Source organism: Bradyrhizobium sp. USDA 4451 (assembly GCF_054822585.1).
Window position 1 is genome coordinate 225315 of sequence record NZ_JBTRCH010000001.1, and the last position, 20531, is coordinate 245845.

At 57.1% G+C, this 20531-nt stretch carries 16 protein-coding genes and 1 pseudogene; 7 read left to right on the forward strand and 10 right to left on the reverse strand.

Annotation, left to right across the window (positions count from 1 at the left end; translation table 11 throughout):
- Window positions 1-37: 37 nt before the first annotated feature.
- The 7 genes from ACVMB0_RS00950 to ACVMB0_RS00980 form a co-directional block, all read right to left on the reverse strand.
- Window positions 38-1378 (reverse strand): NtaA/DmoA family FMN-dependent monooxygenase, encoded by a 1341-nt coding sequence (locus ACVMB0_RS00950; RefSeq protein WP_461344994.1) that lies wholly within the window; start codon window positions 1376-1378, stop codon window positions 38-40.
- A 1470-nt stretch (window positions 1379-2848) separates the two neighbouring features.
- Window positions 2849-4222 (reverse strand): amidohydrolase family protein, encoded by a 1374-nt coding sequence (locus ACVMB0_RS00955; RefSeq protein WP_461344995.1) that lies wholly within the window; start codon window positions 4220-4222, stop codon window positions 2849-2851.
- A 129-nt stretch (window positions 4223-4351) separates the two neighbouring features.
- Window positions 4352-5245 carry an amino acid ABC transporter substrate-binding protein gene (locus tag ACVMB0_RS00960; protein WP_461344996.1) on the reverse strand — a complete coding sequence of 298 codons (894 nt, stop codon included), beginning with the start codon at window positions 5243-5245 and terminating at the stop codon, window positions 4352-4354.
- Between the two features lie 979 nt (window positions 5246-6224).
- Window positions 6225-6992 (reverse strand): amino acid ABC transporter ATP-binding protein, encoded by a 768-nt coding sequence (locus ACVMB0_RS00965; RefSeq protein ID WP_461344997.1) that lies wholly within the window; start codon window positions 6990-6992, stop codon window positions 6225-6227.
- A gap of 54 nt (window positions 6993-7046) precedes the next feature.
- Window positions 7047-7742, reverse strand: a complete 696-nt coding sequence (locus tag ACVMB0_RS00970) for an amino acid ABC transporter permease (RefSeq protein WP_461344998.1) — start codon at window positions 7740-7742, stop codon at window positions 7047-7049.
- Complete coding sequence (locus ACVMB0_RS00975; RefSeq protein WP_461344999.1) at window positions 7739-8530, reverse strand: amino acid ABC transporter permease; 792 nt, start codon at window positions 8528-8530, stop codon at window positions 7739-7741. Before ACVMB0_RS00975 ends, ACVMB0_RS00970 begins: the two co-directional genes overlap by 4 nt.
- A gap of 210 nt (window positions 8531-8740) precedes the next feature.
- The gene (locus tag ACVMB0_RS00980; RefSeq protein ID WP_461345000.1) at window positions 8741-9901 is read right to left on the reverse strand and encodes an aminotransferase class V-fold PLP-dependent enzyme; all 1161 of its coding nucleotides are present in this window, start codon (window positions 9899-9901) and stop codon (window positions 8741-8743) included.
- Window positions 9902-10107: 206 nt separating this feature from the next.
- On the opposite strand from ACVMB0_RS00980, the gene ACVMB0_RS00985 reads away from it, so the two are divergent.
- Window positions 10108-10905 (forward strand): IclR family transcriptional regulator, encoded by a 798-nt coding sequence (locus ACVMB0_RS00985; RefSeq protein ID WP_461345001.1) that lies wholly within the window; start codon window positions 10108-10110, stop codon window positions 10903-10905.
- Window positions 10906-11589: 684 nt separating this feature from the next.
- A pseudogene (locus tag ACVMB0_RS00990) lies at window positions 11590-11805 on the forward strand (hypothetical protein); the annotation flags it as partial.
- Window positions 11806-12145: 340 nt separating this feature from the next.
- On the opposite strand, the gene ACVMB0_RS00995 reads toward ACVMB0_RS00990, so the two are convergent.
- Together ACVMB0_RS00995 and ACVMB0_RS01000 are read right to left on the reverse strand one after the other, a co-directional pair.
- Window positions 12146-12601, reverse strand: a complete 456-nt coding sequence (locus ACVMB0_RS00995) for a hypothetical protein (RefSeq protein WP_456709176.1) — start codon at window positions 12599-12601, stop codon at window positions 12146-12148.
- A 617-nt stretch (window positions 12602-13218) separates the two neighbouring features.
- Window positions 13219-13428 (reverse strand): hypothetical protein, encoded by a 210-nt coding sequence (locus ACVMB0_RS01000; protein WP_461345002.1) that lies wholly within the window; start codon window positions 13426-13428, stop codon window positions 13219-13221.
- Between the two features lie 1652 nt (window positions 13429-15080).
- Between ACVMB0_RS01000 and ACVMB0_RS01005 the strand changes: the two genes are divergently transcribed.
- The 4 genes from ACVMB0_RS01005 to ACVMB0_RS01020 all read left to right on the forward strand — a co-directional run bounded on the left by ACVMB0_RS01005 (window position 15081) and on the right by ACVMB0_RS01020 (window position 18252).
- Window positions 15081-15221, forward strand: coding sequence for a hypothetical protein (locus ACVMB0_RS01005; RefSeq protein ID WP_461345003.1), 141 nt, complete (start codon window positions 15081-15083; stop codon window positions 15219-15221).
- 349 nt (window positions 15222-15570) lie between these two features.
- Window positions 15571-15846, forward strand: coding sequence for a DNA -binding domain-containing protein (locus ACVMB0_RS01010; protein WP_456709175.1), 276 nt, complete (start codon window positions 15571-15573; stop codon window positions 15844-15846).
- 530 nt (window positions 15847-16376) lie between these two features.
- The gene (locus ACVMB0_RS01015) at window positions 16377-17015 is read left to right on the forward strand and encodes a hypothetical protein (protein ID WP_461345004.1); all 639 of its coding nucleotides are present in this window, start codon (window positions 16377-16379) and stop codon (window positions 17013-17015) included.
- Between the two features lie 115 nt (window positions 17016-17130).
- Window positions 17131-18252: a type III polyketide synthase gene (locus tag ACVMB0_RS01020; RefSeq protein WP_461345005.1), complete on the forward strand. Its 1122-nt coding sequence runs from the start codon at window positions 17131-17133 to the stop codon at window positions 18250-18252.
- Between the two features lie 215 nt (window positions 18253-18467).
- Here the strand turns inward: ACVMB0_RS01020 and ACVMB0_RS01025 are convergent, their stop codons facing one another.
- Window positions 18468-18737, reverse strand: coding sequence for a hypothetical protein (locus ACVMB0_RS01025; RefSeq protein ID WP_461345006.1), 270 nt, complete (start codon window positions 18735-18737; stop codon window positions 18468-18470).
- A 340-nt stretch (window positions 18738-19077) separates the two neighbouring features.
- On the opposite strand from ACVMB0_RS01025, the gene ACVMB0_RS01030 reads away from it, so the two are divergent.
- Window positions 19078-20415 (forward strand): hypothetical protein, encoded by a 1338-nt coding sequence (locus ACVMB0_RS01030; protein WP_461345007.1) that lies wholly within the window; start codon window positions 19078-19080, stop codon window positions 20413-20415.
- The last annotated feature ends 116 nt before the right edge of the window (window positions 20416-20531 follow it).

Here is a 20531-nt window from a genome sequence, read left to right on the forward strand (position 1 = left end):
ATATCCAGGCTCCGGAGCATTTGATGTTGAGGAAACGTCACAGTGGTGGGCTAGCTGCGGCTCTTGCCGGCTCGAAAGGAATCGAAATCCCAAAGTGCTCCCGCAGTGTCTGCCCGCGATATTCTTTGCGAAACAGTCCGCGCTTCTGCAGGATGGGAACCACATTGTCGACAAAGGCCGGCGTGCCATCCGTCAGCACGTCCGGAATGATATTGAAACCATTGACCGCGCCGGAGCGGAACCAGGCCTCAATCGAATCCGCGATCTGCTCGGGTGCGCCCACGATCAAGCGATGCCCAAACGCCTGAACGCCACTGATGATCTCGCGAACCGTCCGGCCTTGGCGTGCGAGGACTTCAATCGTGCGATGGTGGCCGACAGAAAACGGAACCCTATCTGCATCGGGCAAAATTTCCTGCGGGATGGTCCTTTCGAGGCTGAGCTTTTCGACCGCCACGCCCATGCTTCGTGCAAGAGCGGCCATGGCGCGATCTAGATCGAGCAGCTCGTCCAGTTGCTCTTTGCGACGAGCCGCCTCTTCCTCGGTTCCCCCGATGCAGGTGACCAGCCCTGGCAGGATGAGCGGAGCCGCGGGCCGTCCGAATTGCCGAGAGAGCGCGCGCAGGCGCGCGGCCTCATGCAGCGCCGTTGCCAAGTCCCCGGCTGCCGCAAACACGACATCTGCACTGCGGGCACCAAGCCGTAATCCGGGCTCCGAACCGCCTGCCTGAACGATGACTGGATGACCTTGCAACGAAGCGGGATGCGTAAGTGGGCCTCGGATACCGAAGCTGTTCGTAGTTGGGTCGAGTAGCCGGAATTGCCTCTGATCTGCGTACACTCCCGTAGCCTGATCGGCGATGATCATCTTGTCGCCCCAACTCAACCAGAGAGCACGGACGGTTTCAACGAAGTCCTCGGCGCGTCTGTAGCGATCCGCTCGTGCGATCTCTTGACCGCCAAAGTTCGCAACCGTCGCCGGGCTCGAGGTCGTGACGGCGTTCCAGGCGACGCGGCCACCGCTGATGACATCGAGAGATTGGAAGCGCCGGGCGAGATTGTATGGCTCGTTGTAGGTTGTCGACGCGGTCGCGATCAGCCCGATCCGCTCCGTTTCGCGGGCAATCACAGAGAGAACCAGCGTAGGTTCGAGCCCATTCAGCGGCGGCTGGTGCGTAATGTCGGAACTTATCGCGGGGGTGTCGGCGAGGAATACGGCATCCAGCAGACCGCGCTCCGCAAGCTTCGCAGCCCGGACGTAGTGCTCGATATCGAAAAAGGCGTTTGGATTTGTGCCCGGCCAGCGCCACGCGGCAGAGTGCCCGCCAGCCCCATGAAGATTCAAGCCCAGATGAAGCATCGAGTTCACCGAAGACATCACACCTCCGAATGCGACGGTCTCTGAGCCGATCGCCTGGTCTTGAAGACAAGCCGATCTTCGCCTGCGATTTCGGTGCCCTCGCTGCGTTTTCGCGCGGAGCCGCCCTGAATGCGGCCGAGCAACCTATTTGAGAACGCTGACAATAAGCCGCCAATTGATGCCAGGCGCGTATCACCGAAGAGCCCTCGGCCAGGCCCTGTGATGTTCTCGGAGCCGGCGCGCAGAAGCGCTTCGTCGACGATAGTTGCCGAATGACGCCGAAACGTGTGCAGCTTTTTTGCAATCCCGATTTGATTCCACACGCGTACACTCACATCGGCTCTCCACTACTCATCAAGAAGCTTCGTTCTCAGGAACGTCTGTCGACGCGCCCATTTGCGACCGTACCGTTTGGACCGACCGAGCGAGCTCGAGGCGGACGATCTGTAGAGGTCGAGAGCAGCCAAACGCAATAGTTGAGTATTTCAATCTAACATCCTCGGTTGGCATCCTCTTCTATTCGATGTCTATCTTCTCACCGCTAAACCAGACTGGTCTCTGATCAGGTTCGCCGAGCAAGTCGATGCATGATTACAATGACTTCAAGCGGCAAAGCCGGCGCGCAGCTAAACGACACGAATCGTGCTCGATGACACTGAGACATTCGGCGCAACAGTTTTGACCAACCGCTTTCTGCCGCGCTTCAAAGTTAAAGCCGGCAATTGAGGTGACGCCGAGCCAATCATCCAAAAATGCGATTAAATATTCTAAATTATCGATACCTCTGTGACACGACCCTGGCAGCTTGCTACTGGGGTCACGCGTGCCCCAGGCCGCATTCCTTGGCGGGCTTGATCAGCGGCCTCAGGAATCAGCCTCAATCCGCACTCGGGCGACGCGGTGCTGAATCGACGCAAACGCCGGTGATGAGGTCGAAAGAAAATCATGCAACACAGGGGCGTACAATTCAGCATGAAGCGTCGGCAGGCGAATGGCGCTAACGTTTTGAGATGGGCGGCAAGACGACCAGCGACAACGCCCCGAACGACCTTGAAGCTTACGCCATCGGCAAGGGCATTCTGTCAGCGTCTTGTGACGTCGCGCGAGGTCGATAGCATCTTCGGATTCCAGAGCGAGCACGAGGCTCTGGAATGCGTGCGGAAGAGGTCGCAAGGCTGGTTGCTAGTCTTGAGAGTAGGATCAAACAGGGCCGCCAACCGAGACGGCCTATTTGTTGAATCGCTTACGGCGCGAACATCGCTATGCCGATGATGAGGAAGGGGCTCAGTCCGAACAGGACGATACAGACACTTTTAAGGAGTTCGCTTCCCATGACACAACTCCGGCGTTAGTGCCACACCTTACGCCCAATCGAACTCGATGGCATGTGCAATTTGTGCCACCGCAACGTTTCGTTGCGATCGGCTGCCAACTCCGGCCATGATTAACCAATGGAATACTTTCGGGGTCAGCTTTGAAGCTGACTACTCATCGGGGGATTGCTCGACACTCCGCTGGCGTCGTATCCACCCGATGCGCTTTCTGAAAGAACTGAAGCGCGTTGCCGCGCATGATCCGGTCGATCAGGTCACGGGTGGCCTCGAGCGCGATCCAGCCTTCGGCCACCAATTGCGAGAGAGCTTGTGCGATTCCACGGCGCGCTACGCACGCATGACCATAAATTGGCTCGACAGAGACATAGTCGCCGCCGAAGGTGAATATCTTGTTGGACGGAACCGCCATCAAAAACTCCTTCAAGAAGCGAACGCCCGCCACCGGATTGATGATCCATGCCCAGCACATGTCGATCGCCGCGTTAGGATAATGTTTGGCCAACGCAATAAACTCGTGCTCGTATGGGTAGCCAATATGCATGAGGACGAATCGGGTTTCGGGAAAATCCTGCAGCAGACGGCACACATCTGCTGCATTGCTGCGAGTACGCGCGAGTTGCATCACGCCGTGGCCCGCCAAAACGCCGGTGTGCAGTTTGACCGGCAAGCCGTACTCGCCGGCCTTGCCGACGCAATAGCGGAATAGATAGTCTTGCAGCGCCTTAAGATCCTCAGGACCGAGGGCGTGCAATGCGCCTACCCTGTCGGCATGGTGCGGGAATAGTCTTGCGGCATGCGCCTTGGTGACCGGCTCGAAATCGAGAGCGCGAGAATAGGCGATTTGCGATTTTACAGCCACGGCCTTGGCTCCGTAAGTCGCGAAATAAAAGTCTATGACCCCGAGCCATTCATCGAGAGTGGTTGGGCGTTTGCCGGTCTCGACCTCCACCCACGCAAAGTCAGCAGCACTACACCGGCACAATTGAAGGATGCTTATGTCGTGGTCGAGCAGCCCTGGCTGCTCGGTCTCCATAAAGATGCGCTGAAGCGAATTGACGTGACAGCCTTTGATGTTTGCCAGCTGCAGAATCCGTGCGTAAAAACCCGGCTGTACGGTCTGATGGTATTTCTCGGCGATCCGGGGCAGGCTTTCGGCGGTCAGGTCCTCTTCCCCGTAAACGCCACGAAACGTATGGCGCAGCGCCTGGGCGTAGCCGGTGTGGCGGATGCGTTCCCAATAAGGCGCGATCAGCCGATATTTGTCCTGGCTCGCAAGGTCCGGCCCGAGAAACGCCCGTAGGTCGGTCGCTGGCAGGCCCGCAACCACCAGGTCCTCGGCAGCATAGGATCTGAATAGATAGGCCCAGTCGTTGCATGGCAATGTCCGTGGATGGATTGCTCCGGAAAGGCGCTGGCTTTCCTCGATCAGGTGTTCATGGGTGTCCACAAATGGCGTCTGCTCGACCCATTGCGCGATTTGTCGATCCACGTCTGTCATCGACTTCCAGTCCACTGCTCCGCTTGTCATTTCGCGCTCCCTTTAGGTGACGACAGTTGCTTGCGCCCGCATTCGCAATCACGCCAGCATTGGACCATGTTGCCAGGTCTGGCGTTGATGTCCTGTCGCCGCGGCGGCTTCGGCTCGCCGCGGTCAAGCTCAGTAATTGACCACATCACTGGGGTGAGCGACGCGCTCCTTGAGCGCATCGGTCATTGGGAAGTTCAGGTTGATGTTTTTCGGCGGAATCGCAGCCACGAACCATTTGTCGTAGATTTTGGTGAACTCGCCGGAAGCCATGAGGTTGGAGAGAACGTCGTCGACTAACTTTTTGAAGTCGGGATCATCCTTCGAGAACATCAGGCCATAATAATAAATGGTACCGTAGTTAGCATTTAGAAAGATGAGGTCGGCCGGTTTCGCATAATCCGCCTTCATGCCGGCCAGGAGAATGTCAGCTTCTACCCACGCCGCCACACGACCCGTCGTGAGCAGCAGCAATGATTCCGCATGGTCTTTGGCTTGCGCGATGGTCAGGTTGAGATCGTCCTGCTGCGAAATGCCCTTGGCAATGCCGAGAGCATCGGAACCTTGCGTTACGACAACAGTCTTCCCTTTCAGGTCTTTCGGCGTCTTGAGCCCGCTCGACGCCTTTGCGAGCCAAGCCGTTTGACTGGCGAAGGTTGCAACACTGAATGAGACCTGCTCTAGACGCTGCTTACTGCTGGCAGTGCCGCCGCACTCGATGTCGATCGTGCCATTCTGGATAAGTGGAATCCGGTTGGACGAGTTGACGGGCGTAAGCTTTGTCTGAATGTCCGGCGCGCCGAGATCAAGTTTCAGACGATCGACGACGTGCGCGCACAGGTCGAGGGAAAAACCAACGGGCTTCTGATCAGCGCCGAGATAGGAAAAGGGAATCGAGGCCTCGCGATAACCAATGGTGATCACCTTTTTCGATCTAATGTTGTCAAGCGTTGGACCCGCGTGCGCCGTGGAAATCGCAGTTGCGGTGATCGCGATCGCTGAAAGCAGTGCAAACATTTTAGCCATAGGAATTCCTCTGATTCAGATGAAGCGCGCTTTTTGCGCTTTTGATCTTGGGCAGCGCGGGCGTTCCCAGGCGATCCGTGCGCGATCTGGCGTCGCTAACATGACCGCTTCCAACGCGCGGAAAAGGCCTAGTTCCCGAAGCTGGCAGCGTACGATCCGTTCATCTCATACCGCACATGAACCGGGCAGCGTTCAGCCATGGCTAAATGATAGGCCTCACGAGCCATTTGGCACTACAAAAATGTCAGTTTACGAGTAATTAGATTTCGAAATATGAGAATTCGTTGAAAGGCAATGCCATGAACCCGAAGGGAGCCACCTTCCTCGCTTGTGTGAGGCGCTCCCGCCCATCGGCAATCAAGCTCAATCGGAAAACACGAAATCCGGGCATACGCATTTTCTATATCTTGGTTGCCCAGTTTTTCATGGTTCGCAATCTGCTCCATCGCCGGGCATCAGAGCGTCTTTCCGCAGGACAAAGCTTGTGGTTTTTAGAGCAAGCGGCGCCGACCAACGCTAAGGGACGGTCGAGGCCGAGCCGAATGGGATACCGATCCGAGTCGGCGCGATTTGCAATCACCTCGTTCATGTTCATGTTGGTCGACGTTCTCGCCCCTCTCTGGAAGACGTCCAGCGGAAATTCTCTCCGCAACACTCCTCGCGCAATTTCGCCGCAAAACCGCGCAGATTACATCGGCCTTATCCTTCTCAATATCGCCCGAGGCGCGCATTTGCCCTGGCTGCGGCCATCTTTAGGAATGCCAGCGCCTATATGAAGTTGGGAAAGTGACTAATCGGAATACCTCAGATCGAGAAATTTGCGATCCCGCGCGCGGTCTGCGGACCATAGTAGGCTTTCAGCGGGATCGTCGCCGGGCCAAGCTAGTCGCTTTCGATACGCTCTGTTGGCGATGCGTTGGTCATATCAAACTCTCATGTCTGTCATGGCATTTCAGGGAAACCCGCGTGGGCCGCGATCTCAGTGAATGATCTGATTGAGGAACGCCTTCGCGCGTTCCGTATTCGGCGCGCGAAAGAATGTGCTTGGATCGCCCTCTTCCACGATTGAGCCGCGATCCATGAAGACCACTCGATCCGCAACTTCGCGCGCAAAACCCATTTCGTGCGTGACGCAGACCATCGTCATCCCATCCTGCGCGAGCTCAACTATGGTTTCGAGCACCTCCTTGACCATTTCCGGATCGAGGGCAGAGGTCGGCTCGTCGAAGAGCATGATCTTGGGCTGCATGCACAGTGCACGGGCTATCGCGACACGTTGCTGCTGCCCGCCCGACAATTGAGCGGGATATTTGTTGGCCTGGTCATGGATCCGGACTTTCCTCAACAGCGCCATCGACCGCTGATGCGCCTCGGACTCAGCAAGGCCCCTGACCTTCATCGGAGCCAGCATGCAATTTTCGAGCACCGACAGATGCGGAAACAGGTTAAAGCTCTGAAAGACCATGCCGACTTCAGAGCGAACGTTGTTGATGTCGCAAATCCGGTCTGTCAGTTCGATCCCATCGACGACTATACGTCCGGAATCGTGCTTTTCGATATGATTGATGCAGCGGATGAGAGTCGATTTCCCGGAACCCGATGGTCCGCAGAGTACAATCTTTTCTCCTTTTGCGACTTTGAGGTTGACGTCGCTCAGGGCATTGAAGCTGCCGAACCGCTTGACGAGGTGCTCGACGACAACCATCGGGAACGGGTCAGCTGGGCTAACGGTGCGTTGTTGCTGCATGCTGATCTCCAGGTTGTGGCCCCAGGGAATGACGGGCCATCGGATTATGACTGATTATCGGCGGGCGCCCGCGATCGCGTACTTCCTGCGGAGCGAGGCGACGAATTGGGACGCGGCGCAGCCTATGATGAGATAAACAACAGTCACTGCGAGGTACATCTCGACCAGACGACCATTGAGCTGTGCAAGCTTGGAAGCCGCACCAAGGAGATCAGTGAGCGATAGAACGTAAACAAGGGACGTATCCTGAAACAGGATAATGGTCTGGCTCAGTATGATGGGGCTTGCGACCCGAAACACCTGCGGAAGGACGACATGACGATACGTATCGAACGTCGACAGGGCCAGAGCCTGGCACGCCTCGAATTGTCCTTTGTTCACGGCGCGCAATCCGACACGGATGACTTCCGAATAGTAGGCGGCTTCAAACAGGCCGAAGGTGATGAACGCTGTGTAGGTGGCACCGACTGGAACCGGGCGACCGTTGCCTGACAGGTGCCCCAGAACGATGGGCATCAAGAAGAAGAACCAAAACAGGACCAGAATGAGCGGAATCGATCGCATCAGAGCGACATAGCTACGGACGAGCTGGCTCAGAATGCGGAGCTCAAAGTGCTGCACGAGGGCGAAGAGCGTTCCAAGAAACATTCCAACCAAGAAGGCGGCTGCCGTCAATGAAAGCGAGAACAGCAATCCTGACCACAGATAGGGCCATGCCTGTACGACAATCGAGAAATCGAGACTGTTCATTTCACGACCTCCATACCGTTAGGGACGGGGCTTTCCAGCTTTACAGCGTCGAAATCTGACCCGCCGGCCTCCCTACCGGGTGCGGTACCGGGTATGCGCAGGGCTTTGTCGATAAGCATCATCGTCTGGTAGGCGATCAAAGCCAAAGCGAGATAGATGAGCGTGGCGGCACCGAATGCCGCGAAGGTTTGGAACGTCGCATCGCTGATTTGGCGCGCCTCGGCGGTCAGCTCCATCACACCGATGGTTAGAGCGACGGATGTATTCTTGTAGATGCCCATCACCTCGCTTGTCAGGCTTGGCACGATCAGGCGAAGTGCCTGCGGCAAGATAATATGGCGATACGTTAGATAACCGCTCAGGCCGAGTGCGGCAGCGGCTTCGTCCTGTCCCCTGGGCAAAGCTTCGATGCCTGCGCGAACCTGTTCTGCGATGCGCGCGGCGGTGTAGAGGCCCAGGCACCATAGGGCCGGAAGGAAAGTTCCCCAAGGCGGAGGTATTTGCTTTATCCAGTCGCCCATGGTCGTTGGAAGAAGCTCGGGCAGGACGAAGTACCAGAGAAACATCTGCACGAGAACGGGGATGTTTCGGAAGATCTCAACGTACAATCGAGCTAGGACCCGGAAGAAGGGATTCTGCACAGTTCGACCTATGCCGACGACGACTCCAATTGCGAATGCAATCGACCAGCCGAAGAAGGCAAGCGCCAACGTCCAACCGAGACCCGAAACAAGCCAGTCGATGTAACGCTGGCCATCCACGGTCTTTTCAAGGAGAACTGTGAACATCGCAAACCTCACGATTGCGGGTGCGCACGGCGACTACGCTTGGCATGGTCGCTCATCGTGCACGTTGTGCCGGTACTAATCGACCGCGTCAGCTGAATGCACGATCTTCTCCTTCAGCGTATCGGCAAGCGCAAAGCCATGATCTTCGCTTTGGCTCGATCAGGCCGTCCGCCTCGAGCGCTTTTTCTCGAGCTGCTCCCATGCCTAAACCTACGCAGCCTTGAATGACTTTTGTGACAGCCGTCCGCGGATAAGATGCACTAAGCGATCCACATCGTCGATCGTGTTGAACATGCCGAACGATATACGGATGCCGTCGCGCTCTGGGGAAACACGCACGCCATTCTCTTCGAAGTAGCTGAGCCATTCTGTCGCAGGAAGACCGATGACGTAGATGTGAGGCGACCGATGTTGCCGCTGACGCGGACCGATGAGACTGACGCCGAGTTCGTCCAGCTGGGCGAGCAGATGATCACCTAAATCGAAGCAATGGTTCTGAATGTTCTTCACCCCGATCTGCTCGATCATGTCGAGCGAGGCTCCGAGCGCATGAATTGCAGGAAGGTTGAAATTGCCTAACTCGAAGCGTCGCGCGGTGGGAGACGACGCCAAACGATCGGGACGAGCGATAAGGTCGTCAGGAATTTCCGCCAAACTGGCAGCGGCAAGATAGGCGGGCTCCAGCTCCTTCAGAGTTTGGTCCCAATAGAGCAATCCGAGACCTTGAGGGACGAGCAATCCCTTGTGACTTCCACAGCCCACGAAGGTTGCCTGGATGGCCTTCACATCGATCGGAACGACCCCGATTGCCTGCGTGACGTCGACAACGAAGTAGAGCTTCTTATCCGCGCAAAGAGTGCCGATACTCTCGATATCGAAGCGATGTCCTGCGTGGAAGGTCACGTGCGACAGCGAAATCGCGCGAGTCGTATCGTCGATGTAAGGAAGAAAAGCCTCGGCGTTTACGACATTCGTCATGGGAAGGAAGTCGATCCGGACCCCCTTCTTCTTCAAATTGAGGAAAGCATAGGTGTTGTTTGGATGATCGCCATGGATCATCAAAACGCTATTGCCGGCTCGCAGAGGCAACGCGTTCGCCGCGATGTTCATGCTTTCCGATGTGTTCTTGGTAAAGGCAATTTCGTCGGCCGACACCCCAAGGAAACGGGCTACTTTGGCACGCGTTTGCTCAACCCGGTCGAGCCACACGCCTTTCGGCCCGGCGCTCTCCAAGCCTTCACGAAGAAAGGTTTCGATGGCGGCCATTACGGGACGCGCGAGCGGCGCCTGAAAACCGGAGTCGAGGTAGACCATCCTTTCGGCTGCAGGGAACTCCTTGCGGACAGCTTCCACGTCGTAATGACGAGACATTCCCACTCCCCTTCAAAACGCTTCGCCCGTATTGCCAAATTTGCTGGGCTTGATCGCCATACCGAGCCTGTGCATTGCACAAAAACCGATCAACGACCGACGACGCCAACGATATGAGCAAACCTAAGCCTGATCCAGGTGACTTTTCATATTTCAGTAGCAATAGTTCCGAAAAATGATAATTTTCTTCGATCAGGGAGATTAGGATGGCCGACCAAAAAAGGACTGCTGGGCCCCTCGACCGAGCTTTCGCGATAGTTGGCCATGTCGCTCACCAGACAAAGGCCGTCTCGGTCGTTGAGATCGCGAGCGCCCTTTCGTTACCCGTTCCGACGGCGCATCGACTTGTCGGAAACCTGGAAGAACGCGGCCTTCTTCAGAAAGCGCTTGGATCGAAGCGCTACGTGGTAGGCAATCAGTTGGTGATGCTGTCCGCCAGAGTCATCGGCGCGGCTTTTCGCACGGCGCGACGCCATGCGGTGCTGCGCGCGGTTGCTGGCGAGATCGGCGAACAGTGCGAGATCGGTGTCGTGCGCGACAATCTCGTCACTTACGTTGACAGCGTACGCGTGTCCCAACCACAGGGGCTTCAATTCAATCCCGGCGAGGCGGCTCCACTTCACTGCACCTCGACGGGAAAGATCTACATGAGCCGACTGCCCAAGAGGCCGCGCGAAAAGTTATGCCGCTCACTCGCTCTGACCCAGTACACTGATAACACCATCGTGGATTGCGAGACGCTTCTGAAAATTCTCGAGGAGACGCGCCATCATGGATGGGCCAAGACCAATGAGGAATACGTGAAAGGCGTGGTCGGCTGTGCGGTCCCTATCGTTTCTCCGGACCGGGAGCTGATAGCCTGTCTTGGCGTCTCGGTGCCCGCGGCGCGAGTCAGCTTCGCAGAGCTTGACCGGTTCATTCCCCCACTCCAAAGAGCGGCCGTGCTCCTATCGCAAACCATTCTTCAAACCGACAGCGAGGATGAAACGCTTGAGGCTACTTGAGTTAAAGGATCCCTCGGCTTCGCACCTTCTGGTCGGCCCGGATCTACCTGTTCTCTCTGGCGGGCTCAATCCTAAGGGGACCGCGACTACGCTGTCCTCAGCACTGAAAGTTAGCGGCGACGTGACGACGCGCCCGTCGGTATCGGCGGAGCAGACACCGTCCTTTCCTCATGTCACGCGCCGCTAACCTCAGTGGCCAGCCACGGCCTCAACTTGCGATGGTAGCCATGCCTGAGGGAGGGAGGTCCTCCAGGCACGTCCAAGAACCTGCATTCTTCGTGCCAGCCGATAGTAGCGGGTTCGCTGTGCTTTTGTGTTGGCTTTGGCGATTTTCCGACATGGTCAGGTCCCGATCCCTGCACTCAGGCCTGTCCACAGCCGCGTCAATATCGATGTTGTCGTCTAGGTAAATATCGACTGCGGACGCGAACCCTCGCCGCCAGCCCTCACATGATGAAAAGCGCTTCGGTTACCGTCATCCGCGTGGTTTTCGTTCCGCTCCTTGATTGGACCGGCTTCTACGTCGGCATCGAATGCCGGCGGCGGTTCAGCGCATCGATGCTGGGACATGGTCAACGCCGCGGATCTGATCTTCTTAGAAGCTCCAACGCCAATCTCGCTTTTCATTGAGTCGCCTTTGCTCCGCCCCGGCTACTCACCAACGTCGATCGCGCTCCCGCTTCGATATGCCGAAGATTGGCGCTGAATTGTTGGTGCCTGCTCAATAAGCTCAAGAAATCGCCGAAGAACGCGCGGAAGATGCCGCACACCGAGGCCGATATTGAGGCGCTCGCGGCCAGCATCGCCGCCCGCGGCCTGCTGCAGAACCTTGTGGTGGGGTCGGAGATCGACGGGAGCAAACCGACCGGCTGTTATCCCGTAAACATCGGAGACCTCCGCGCGAAAGGCTTGGCGCGATGCGTCGCGTGAATAGAACATGAGGCGGCCTGCCCAATCAACACGCGTCCCTCGCGAAGATGCCACGCAGTACCGATGGCGACTGCGGGCGGACTATCGTTGCGGAAGGTCCAGTGCCGCTAGACCGCGCCGTTGAGCAGTTCCTAGGAACCGTCCGATCGCCAGTTGAGCCTGCGCGTGAGGACATTAACGGCCGCGCCCATAGGCTTGGCGGGCTTTCTTTCCTCAAGGATCGCAAGAAGCCAATGACCCTCAGCGAAGGGTCTATGACATGCCACCTGGAAAGGCAGAATGGTTGCTGCCGGAACATCGGGCGAACTGTCTATTGTTGGGCAAGGAGTCTGTCGAGCGCGCGAGTGAGTTCATCCACTTCGACGTCATCGTCGCACGACTCGGTCGAGATACTTGCAACACTCTCGTCATCGCTATCGCTGGTGTCCCGTGCTTTAGAAAGGTACAGTTCGGGTTTATTTGCACGCTGCCATTTACCGTCAGCATTCCTAGTCCACTTATCGGGACGCTGGGCAGGATCAAGCACCATATTGGCTTCGTCCACCTCAACAAACCCCATCGCCGCGAGGCGGGATTGCGCTTCCAGACTGACCGGAGTGGAATTGATCAATGGTCGCTCGCCATCGAGCCGAAGTTGATATTCCAGCAGAATATCCCCCGCGTTGTCGACAAGCGGATGACTAACCCGAAGAGCTGTGGTGGATGTGATTTCAGTTCGCCCGGGAAACAGGTCCCGCCACTTTTCGCCTTCGAATACCTCATTCATGCAAAATCCGGCTTCTGTTCTTAGAAGCCCAACGCTTTCGTTGCCTAACTCATAGCTGAAATATCGCGCGTCGTGTGTATGTCTTCTCGCTGTACCGGAACCTTCAGCCAGACTCGCTGTGCGCGCAGCTTTTGAGGATACGAAAGGCGAGTACTCTTGTGAATTCGCGGCGATATGTTTGATTTCAGCGCCATGAAACTCCCTCATTTTTTTCTTGAATTGAGACCGTGTGATCTCGATGACAGGAGGTCGGTGAGCGAGGAAGTACGACGGTGCTGCCGCCGCAGACGAACTGCGTTCGGATTCGGCGTCGACTGAATGCCTGCAAGCACGTCTACGAACCTGGGGGCATCTGTAACAGGTTGCGCGGTACTGTTTAGAGGTTGATCGATTTCATTAGCCTCCGTTGCACACGAGAGCGATTCGAGACTCGACGAGCTGATAGTCCGGTTATGCATGGTAAGTCGTACTCTTATGCGCGGCGTTCTTGTCGCATGGAGCCGTTCCGAGCCCGGCCGCAAACAACGAGTTGAGACTGTACAATATGACGCGACGCACGATTCAAGCCCCTGCAGTGGTTGGTTGCGTGAAAACCTGCGGCTCAACCCTGAGCGCCGTCAGTCGTCGGTGACGGTAACCGTCGATCCTCGAGCATCTTTGATTGCTTCTCCGGCGCTTAGGATGCGCCGTTGATGGAACTCCTCCTCCCACATACGGTCGGAGACAACCCAGATCCACTCCTCGAACGGCGAGACCACGAATGCAACGAAACGACGGATATGCCCGAAGTCAGAGTTAGTGCCGACCGCGCGGAAGAACTCCGCCAAGTGCAGTGCTTGAGTGACTTCTTGTCACCTCGACGATTCCCCCTCTGAAATCGTTGCGGTTTCGCGATCTCGTAATTGAAGGGCCGACCGCTCGATACGCACTCGAACAAATGCAGTTCGTCCCCGATCGTCACTACGGCGTCCAAGTTTCTGGGCGAACCGATAATCGCCTTCTGTCCTCACGTTCAGCGAGGGTAGCTAACCAGCTCCCTCAAGGAACAGCAGCTGGACGCAGGATTTAACCGTCGACGAGCCGCTCATCGCACGAATCGGGATCAGAACATTCGCTAAATTGACGGTTCTCGGTCAGGCTGATCCGCGTGGCGAGATGTACCGGACAAGGCTGGATGATGGTTGAACGGAGCTATAGGCAACGAGAAGGCATTTTCCTCAGAGATGGCACAGTACCTCAGGATGGTTTGTCAGGAGCGAGGAACGGCGGTTGCGCGCGTAAGGCACGCACAAGACGGGGCAACCGGGTCGCCGCGTTGATGGTCGCTTGGCTGTACCGCGCCGCCTTCCTCAGGCCGCGCAGGTTCGAGCAGTATCCCTCACGGCCATGGCTACGAACCGATATCGGCTTGCCCGATAAGACTGGACAATCGGCGGCCGGTCGTGCTGACGAGATGAGACTGAGGTACGGGGGATGGTTTTAGCTACTACAATTGGCTGGCAACTAATTTCGTAACTGCGCTGAAATATTCAGTCGGCCTGATCGCAAGTCTGAAAATCGTCAGCCTAACAACGTTGCTGTATGGGCGGAAGGGATCGCTTCTTCGTCGCTGTGAACGACGTTACACCTGCTTGTCCCAATCATCAGGATATAGTTGAGTACCGCACCGGGTCACACCGATCACATTGGAAATTGGGCAATTGGCATTGCGCAGCGGGTTAATGCGCTCTTCTCTCATCTCTGAATGGTCGCGTAGCTCGGCCTTCGCGCTTGTCCTCTAAAGCAGGCTAGGTTGAGCTCGTTTTGCTCTGGCAGAGGGAATGGGCGGATGGAGTAAAGGCACGCCGATATGCGATAAGAAATTCCGGTTCGTGCCTTTCCAACGGCGACCCGCAGCAGTCGCATCGATAGTTGTCGGCTCGCGACAGGCACTTGTACCGCTCCGATTCCGCGCGTTCGTATGCGGCACCGCATCGACACGTAACATCACAGATCAGCATCGGGCGGCCTACAAGGAAGTTGGGGCCAGACTAAATGGTGGCGCTTTCAATTCCAAGCGCTTTCATATACTCGTCACTCCGTACGAAGCGGACAAACGCGCATGCGCTCAGCAAGTGAATTCCTTAATATGTTGCAGTTCTACGCGCCATGCCCGCAGGCTAACGCGTGTTTCGTACGTTGCGCTAGACGTCAACTCACTTGAATTGGTGCAATCACGATCCAATGCACGATCGCACATCCAGCGATCTGTCCCGTACGGCGAGTTGCCGAGCCTGAACGGATCAACGCGACTGAGCACCATGCAGCCCCTGACTGGTCGCGATGCGACGGCGGCCGCTCTGACCACGGAGATCCGTTCGCTCTTCAGAGCGGTCGCATCTCCTTCGCATTGCTGTAGCAGCCTGCGCGCAGCGCACCAGCCGCGACAGACTCGCGGCGGCCCTTTGCACCACCAGATTTCAGACCAGGATTGAGAGCCATGATGGCAAAACAATCGCGCCGATCTGCCGGGCGCAAATTTGATAGCTCACGCGCTCGCGAACCTCTCGGCACTGCCCGCAAGTATCGCGTTCGCTTTGCGATCGCCCACCAGTATTTCCATCAACTTGAGCAAAATTGACCGCATGTCGTTCTCGGCAATGCTGCGACGATCATTTCTGCCGGGTCGGCGCCGACACGGCGCCATACCTAGCCCACCAGTTTCACTCCGCTTTTCGTTGTTTTCCCCAGCCTCGAGAATCATCACATGATCCACAAGCTCATGATCGATGGCATGCCAAACCGGCCATTCAGTGGAGTGACAATAGGGGCGTAACAGTGAAGCGTTTCAGATGTCGTTGCGTAAAGCGCATCACCTGATGTGCCTCATGCATCACCAAAACTATTCCACAATCGGAGGATACTGCGACTTCGCACCAAGCTCGCGACGATCCCTTCGTTGCCCCTAAAACTGCCCGGGAGACCTTTCAGTGCAGGAACCGCTGCTCGATTTGACCGTCGATGACATTGCACCATCGGGTGCGAGCCTGACCGTCTATGACGAGGAGCACTTGGCCACATACTGGCGGCTGCTTGACGCTGAAGCTGAGGGTGCAGATTGGCGCGAGGTAGCGCGCGTTGTTCTTCACGTTGACCCTGCTCACGACTGGGATCGGGCGCGTCGCGCTTTTGACAGCCATCTCGCTCGGGCAAAGTGGATAGCAGATGACGGTTATCGGCAGCTTCGCAGTGACGCTCGCGACTAGACGAGTGGATCACCTAGCAACCCATGACGCGTCAAGCCGGCTAAACCGCAATGTCGGCCTTTAAAGAGCCGAACTCAATCAATTGAGCTCCAATAAGAACAACAATCACCCTCCCTGGGTGCGCCCTCACACGGATGGGAATGCCTTTACTGTGAGCCCTTGCGGCCTGCACTAGGGACCTGCTCCGGCGGCGTTGCGGATAACTGATTCCTGACAGGCTCACGGCTCGTTGTGGGCATCGCCAAAATACTTGTCGACGACCGAGTCGATTTCGTTCGACATATCAACCTGCCGCGAAATCCCGTCAGTGTATCCGATGGCTGCCGGGCCTATCGACGATGGCAACACGGCTTGCCGCGACGAACCCATATGAGTCAGCACATAAGAAGACGAGCCATTCATTCGCAGAGGGGGATACATTATTTCCAGTCACCTACCAACCCTATGAATTGATCAAGAAGACAGCCACATGGCATGCATCCGGTCTGTGAACCTCTCAAGAACGTTGACCCCGGATTGGGTCGAGAAGAATGAAACGGTTGCTCCTGGGCACGATAGCCATCGTCTTGCTGGCCGCAGCTGTCGCCGGTCTGGCCGCGCGACTCTGCGAGCGAAGCGGTTCTGATGTCGGTCTCAATCGCGGCGATGGCTGTCGATGCTGGGAATTCGTCAACGCCGAAGATGTGGTCCGTGCGCCACCTCCTGCCCTGACGTGTCCTGGTGCAACAGGAAGTCCGCTCGGCGGCGAAATCGGCTTCCGCTGGCAGATCGCCAACTCGGTGTTTGGAATCGCGATGAACGGCAACTGCGCCAGTCCCAAGGGCTCAAACGCTAAACTCATTCTGCCGGGCCTTCGGGATGAACGCAAAATTGCTACCCGCAACCCCGTTAAGGATCCGCTCGGTGACGCCTGGAATGATGTCCTCCTGGACGCAACAGGCGCCACTGCGGTCGTCATCAATAAATATCAGACCTGCGACCTTGCGACTCCGCTGCCGCCCGTCAACGGCAGCGACGGCCAACAGGGCGGTGCAGCAGGCGTGGACATAAAGTCTTCTTTTCTTCCCACTTGGCCGTCAGCGCTGAGTACGACTGCGTGCTCATGGGCCCTCCGATTGTCGGCTTTTGCACAACCGGAATCGCAGGCTTTCCAACGAGCGGCTCAGTAGGAACTGCCCGCGTTGGGCAGAACATCAACGTCGGCTTGGTCCACGTGCACTAACGGCAGGATGTCGCGGGGGTCCTTGTTTGGTGTGAATCCATGTCGAGCGATAAGAGGCACTGATGTCCAGAATTTTGGCTGTTGGGACGGCTTTGCCACCGTTTCGGTTCTCTCAGACCGACCTCAAGGCTTTAGCGGGTCACCACTTCGTATCCAGAATGGAGAAGCTGAAGAGGTATCTCACCGTATTCGATCATGCGCTGGTCGATCAGCGGTTCTTTTGTGTTACGCCCGAATGGCTCCTCCGCGAGCATCGCATAAGTGAAACCAACCAGGTATATTTGGATTGGGCGAAGGAGCTCGCGTGCAAAGCGACCGTGCTCTGTCTCGACCGGGCTCGGGTTAAGCCCGAGCAAGTCGATCGGGTCTTGTTCGTCTCGACGACGGGGATAGCGACTCCTAGTCTCGACGTGGACCTGATTTTCAAAGTCGGGTTGCGACCAGACGTGGGACGGACACCGATTTTTGGCCTCGGATGCGCTGGGGGAGCATCGGGAGTTAATTTAGCAGGAGCCCTTTGCCGAGCAACCAACGAACGTATTCTCCTCGTTGCGGTGGAGCTGACCTCCCTTACATTCCAACCGAATGATCTCACGCCAAAGAACGTTGTCGCCTCAAGCCTCTTTGGAGATGGCGCTGCCGCGTTATTAATCGGGCCAGCTGAATGCGGTACTGGCAAGCTGGATATCGTGAGAAGTACGAGTTTGCTTCACCCGGACTCGACTTCTCTAATGGGCTGGCATTTTGGCGACTCGGGATTTGAAGTCGTGGTCTCCGAGCGCATTCCATCGATGATTAGCGAATTGATGCCACGTGCAATGAGCTCGTTGCTCGCGGAGGCTGGCGTCCTTCCTAGCCAAGTAAGGAGCTTTATCTTTCATCCTGGCGGAAGAAAAGTGTTGGAAGTTTGTGAGCGGGGCCTTGGCAGGTCCTCTGAGAGCTTTTTTTCCAGCTATGAGACACTTCGACTTCATGGAAATATGTCGAGCGCAACTGTGCTATTCGTGCTGGAACACGTGCTAGCGCATGAGGAGCAAGCGGCTGGATCATACGGTATCTTAGGCGCCTTCGGGCCAGGCTTCTCAGCCGAACTGACGCTACTGAAATGGGCTGATACGGAAGCAGCGCAGCCAAAGCCCGTCCACCTCGAGCCGACGGGCAACCAATTGCAGCGGTCTGCCTAGTCGTGATCGGCATCACTAAACTGTTCGCTTGGTGCTGTCGAGCGCTCGCGCGCCCGAGATGCTGCCGCTGGTCAGATCTGCTCAACGGTACCCAGCAGCGTCCGCGAGACCGCTTGCAGTTACAGCATCGCTCCTGAACCGATCTGGCTGTCCCCTGTTAGGTAACCTCAGGCGCCGATTTGATCAATTTCGAATCTTCGTCACGGTTTAGTCGCTCATGCACCGCCCTGATGGGCCTTGAAGACCGGAAAGCGCTTTTGCTCGATTTTCAGGTACTCGCCCGTTCGATGGATGACGCCTTGCGAGTGCAATAATTCAAGCCCGTTCCTGGCGACACGCAACATGTCGCACATCACGTCCACCCACACATCAGTCGCATGCAGAAATTTCTGCACTGTCCGCACCGCGACACGTGCCAAGATTGCCGGATCCGATTCATCCTTTGCGGCCAGAGTCCAGGCCTTCTCGGCAAAGCAGGCGTTCAACGAACAGGTCCGCCTCAGTTTAGGCACCATCCGGTCGGCATCGTCAGAGCACATCCCAACTCAGTACACACTTCATTTTGGACGATTTTGTAGGTCCCATGATGCTACTCAAAATAGAACCTGTTCGTGCCGGCTCCTACTCAGCCGAGCCAGTGTTCCCGAAAAATGCAATCCGGCATCCTTGGCGCGTCCCTCTGGTGAGTGTGGCAGCGGGCTGGCCAATTTGGCTCTCTCTTAAGTCTCTAAGTGCGTCAGCTTGTCGACAGCTGAACCTAATAGAGCGAGAACAGAGAGTGACACTATCTGCTCGGGATTGCGACCGACTCAACCGGGAAGTGACATGGACCCATTTAACAGCATCAACCCATTCAACCAAGATCGCGCTGCTCACAACGCCGCGGAGCCACAACCGCAGCAGCAGCAAGCGGAGTTTGAGCCGTACTTGGATGAAGTGCAGCAGCTTGATACCCGTGCCGTCGCAAGGGTTCCTGTTTCACCAGATCACTACTATCCTCGTTTGTTCGACGAAGACCGTAGAGTCACCGAGGCGTTGGAACTTGTGCACCATAGGGCCCAAGGTCCTCATCCCGAAGACGCAGTTGCCAGACGCCTCGGGGGTGCCGCCGCGCAGCGCAGCGCGCCGCGAGAAGCTCTAAGTTGGCCGAAGGAGCTGACTGCGGAACATCACGAACAGGATCCGCTGCGAGGGATGATGGGCGAAGCCATCCCAGCACCGGCTCTCAACCCAACCGCGCGCGATCACCAGGCGTCGGATCCCGGAGAAGCCGTTCGTCACTTCAACTGGAGCGACGGTTACCAGCCGGCTGCGAATGAACGGACGCGGAGCGCCTCCCTTTCAAGTCACGCGGCCCTCATGGGTGAGGATTTCAGCGGGCAGTTGAGTCCTGCGAAGAGGCAGAGGACGCTAAGCCATGCGGAACTGGATGCTATTGAGCGCCAGCTGAGCGAGCCGGGCAATTCAATGGCTCGTGTGCTGATGGAAAGCACCGGCGCACCGTCGCCTTTCGGGCCAGCGGTCGGTTCGCCATTGGTCCTTGCTGAGGAAGGTTACGATCAGGATCAGCTGTGGGCGATGGCGGAAGACGCCGGCCCATCATCGTCAACCGCGCGCCATCAGCAGCCCCTGGATTTAGGAGCGGTCGTTCGTCCCTTGAACTTCCGGCAGGGCGACCAGCACGCGTCGGCTGCGCTTGACGGTAGCAGCATCCCGCCGAGCCAGGACAGCCGACCCAACAGTTTCGTGGTTCACACTGACCGCTACACCGCGCTGTTCGTGCCCGCGGCGACGATGAGGCGAAGCAGCCCACTCAATCCGCCAGGCGCTGCCATGCGTCCCGGCTTTCGACCGGAAGGCGTTCCGCACCCCAGTGCGCAGCCGGCGAATCGGGCCTCGCAAGCGCAGCTTGGACGGTCGACGGAAACCGCCGCTCCGGCGTCCTCCAGGACTGAGACGACGTCCCCCGCGGTCCGCGAGATTTATGCTGCATCATGGGCCGTTCCCGAGGGCTTTTCCCACGGCACCCAACCCGCCCCGGGCACGATGCTCTCGAAGCTCGGCCACTGGGGCCTCTTGCCGGACGCGGCGCAGCCGGAAAAACAGTACGACATTCGTGGCGAGCGCTACACCGCCCTCTTGGGGCCCGGGAGGGCCCAATGACGTTCGGCTCATCCATCACCCCACGAATGGAGACGCCGACGGACACTCCCGACGCTAGGAGCCCGTCCAGATAGCTCTGGTATCGGGCTTGTTCATGGACGATAGCTCGCTCCAGC

Coding starts and splice junctions, on each gene's coding strand:
- ACVMB0_RS00950 (WP_461344994.1), bottom strand. CDS start 1,378: ATGTCTTCGGTGAACTCGATGCTTCATCTGGGCTTGAATCTTCATGGG.
- ACVMB0_RS00955 (WP_461344995.1), bottom strand. CDS start 4,222: ATGACAAGCGGAGCAGTGGACTGGAAGTCGATGACAGACGTGGATCGA.
- ACVMB0_RS00960 (WP_461344996.1), bottom strand. CDS start 5,245: ATGGCTAAAATGTTTGCACTGCTTTCAGCGATCGCGATCACCGCAACT.
- ACVMB0_RS00965 (WP_461344997.1), bottom strand. CDS start 6,992: ATGCAGCAACAACGCACCGTTAGCCCAGCTGACCCGTTCCCGATGGTT.
- ACVMB0_RS00970 (WP_461344998.1), bottom strand. CDS start 7,742: ATGAACAGTCTCGATTTCTCGATTGTCGTACAGGCATGGCCCTATCTG.
- ACVMB0_RS00975 (WP_461344999.1), bottom strand. CDS start 8,530: ATGTTCACAGTTCTCCTTGAAAAGACCGTGGATGGCCAGCGTTACATC.
- ACVMB0_RS00980 (WP_461345000.1), bottom strand. CDS start 9,901: ATGTCTCGTCATTACGACGTGGAAGCTGTCCGCAAGGAGTTCCCTGCA.
- ACVMB0_RS00985 (WP_461345001.1), top strand. CDS start 10,108: ATGGCCGACCAAAAAAGGACTGCTGGGCCCCTCGACCGAGCTTTCGCG.
- ACVMB0_RS00995 (WP_456709176.1), bottom strand. CDS start 12,601: ATGAATGAGGTATTCGAAGGCGAAAAGTGGCGGGACCTGTTTCCCGGG.
- ACVMB0_RS01005 (WP_461345003.1), top strand. CDS start 15,081: ATGATGGCAAAACAATCGCGCCGATCTGCCGGGCGCAAATTTGATAGC.
- ACVMB0_RS01015 (WP_461345004.1), top strand. CDS start 16,377: ATGAAACGGTTGCTCCTGGGCACGATAGCCATCGTCTTGCTGGCCGCA.
- ACVMB0_RS01020 (WP_461345005.1), top strand. CDS start 17,131: ATGTCCAGAATTTTGGCTGTTGGGACGGCTTTGCCACCGTTTCGGTTC.
- ACVMB0_RS01030 (WP_461345007.1), top strand. CDS start 19,078: ATGGACCCATTTAACAGCATCAACCCATTCAACCAAGATCGCGCTGCT.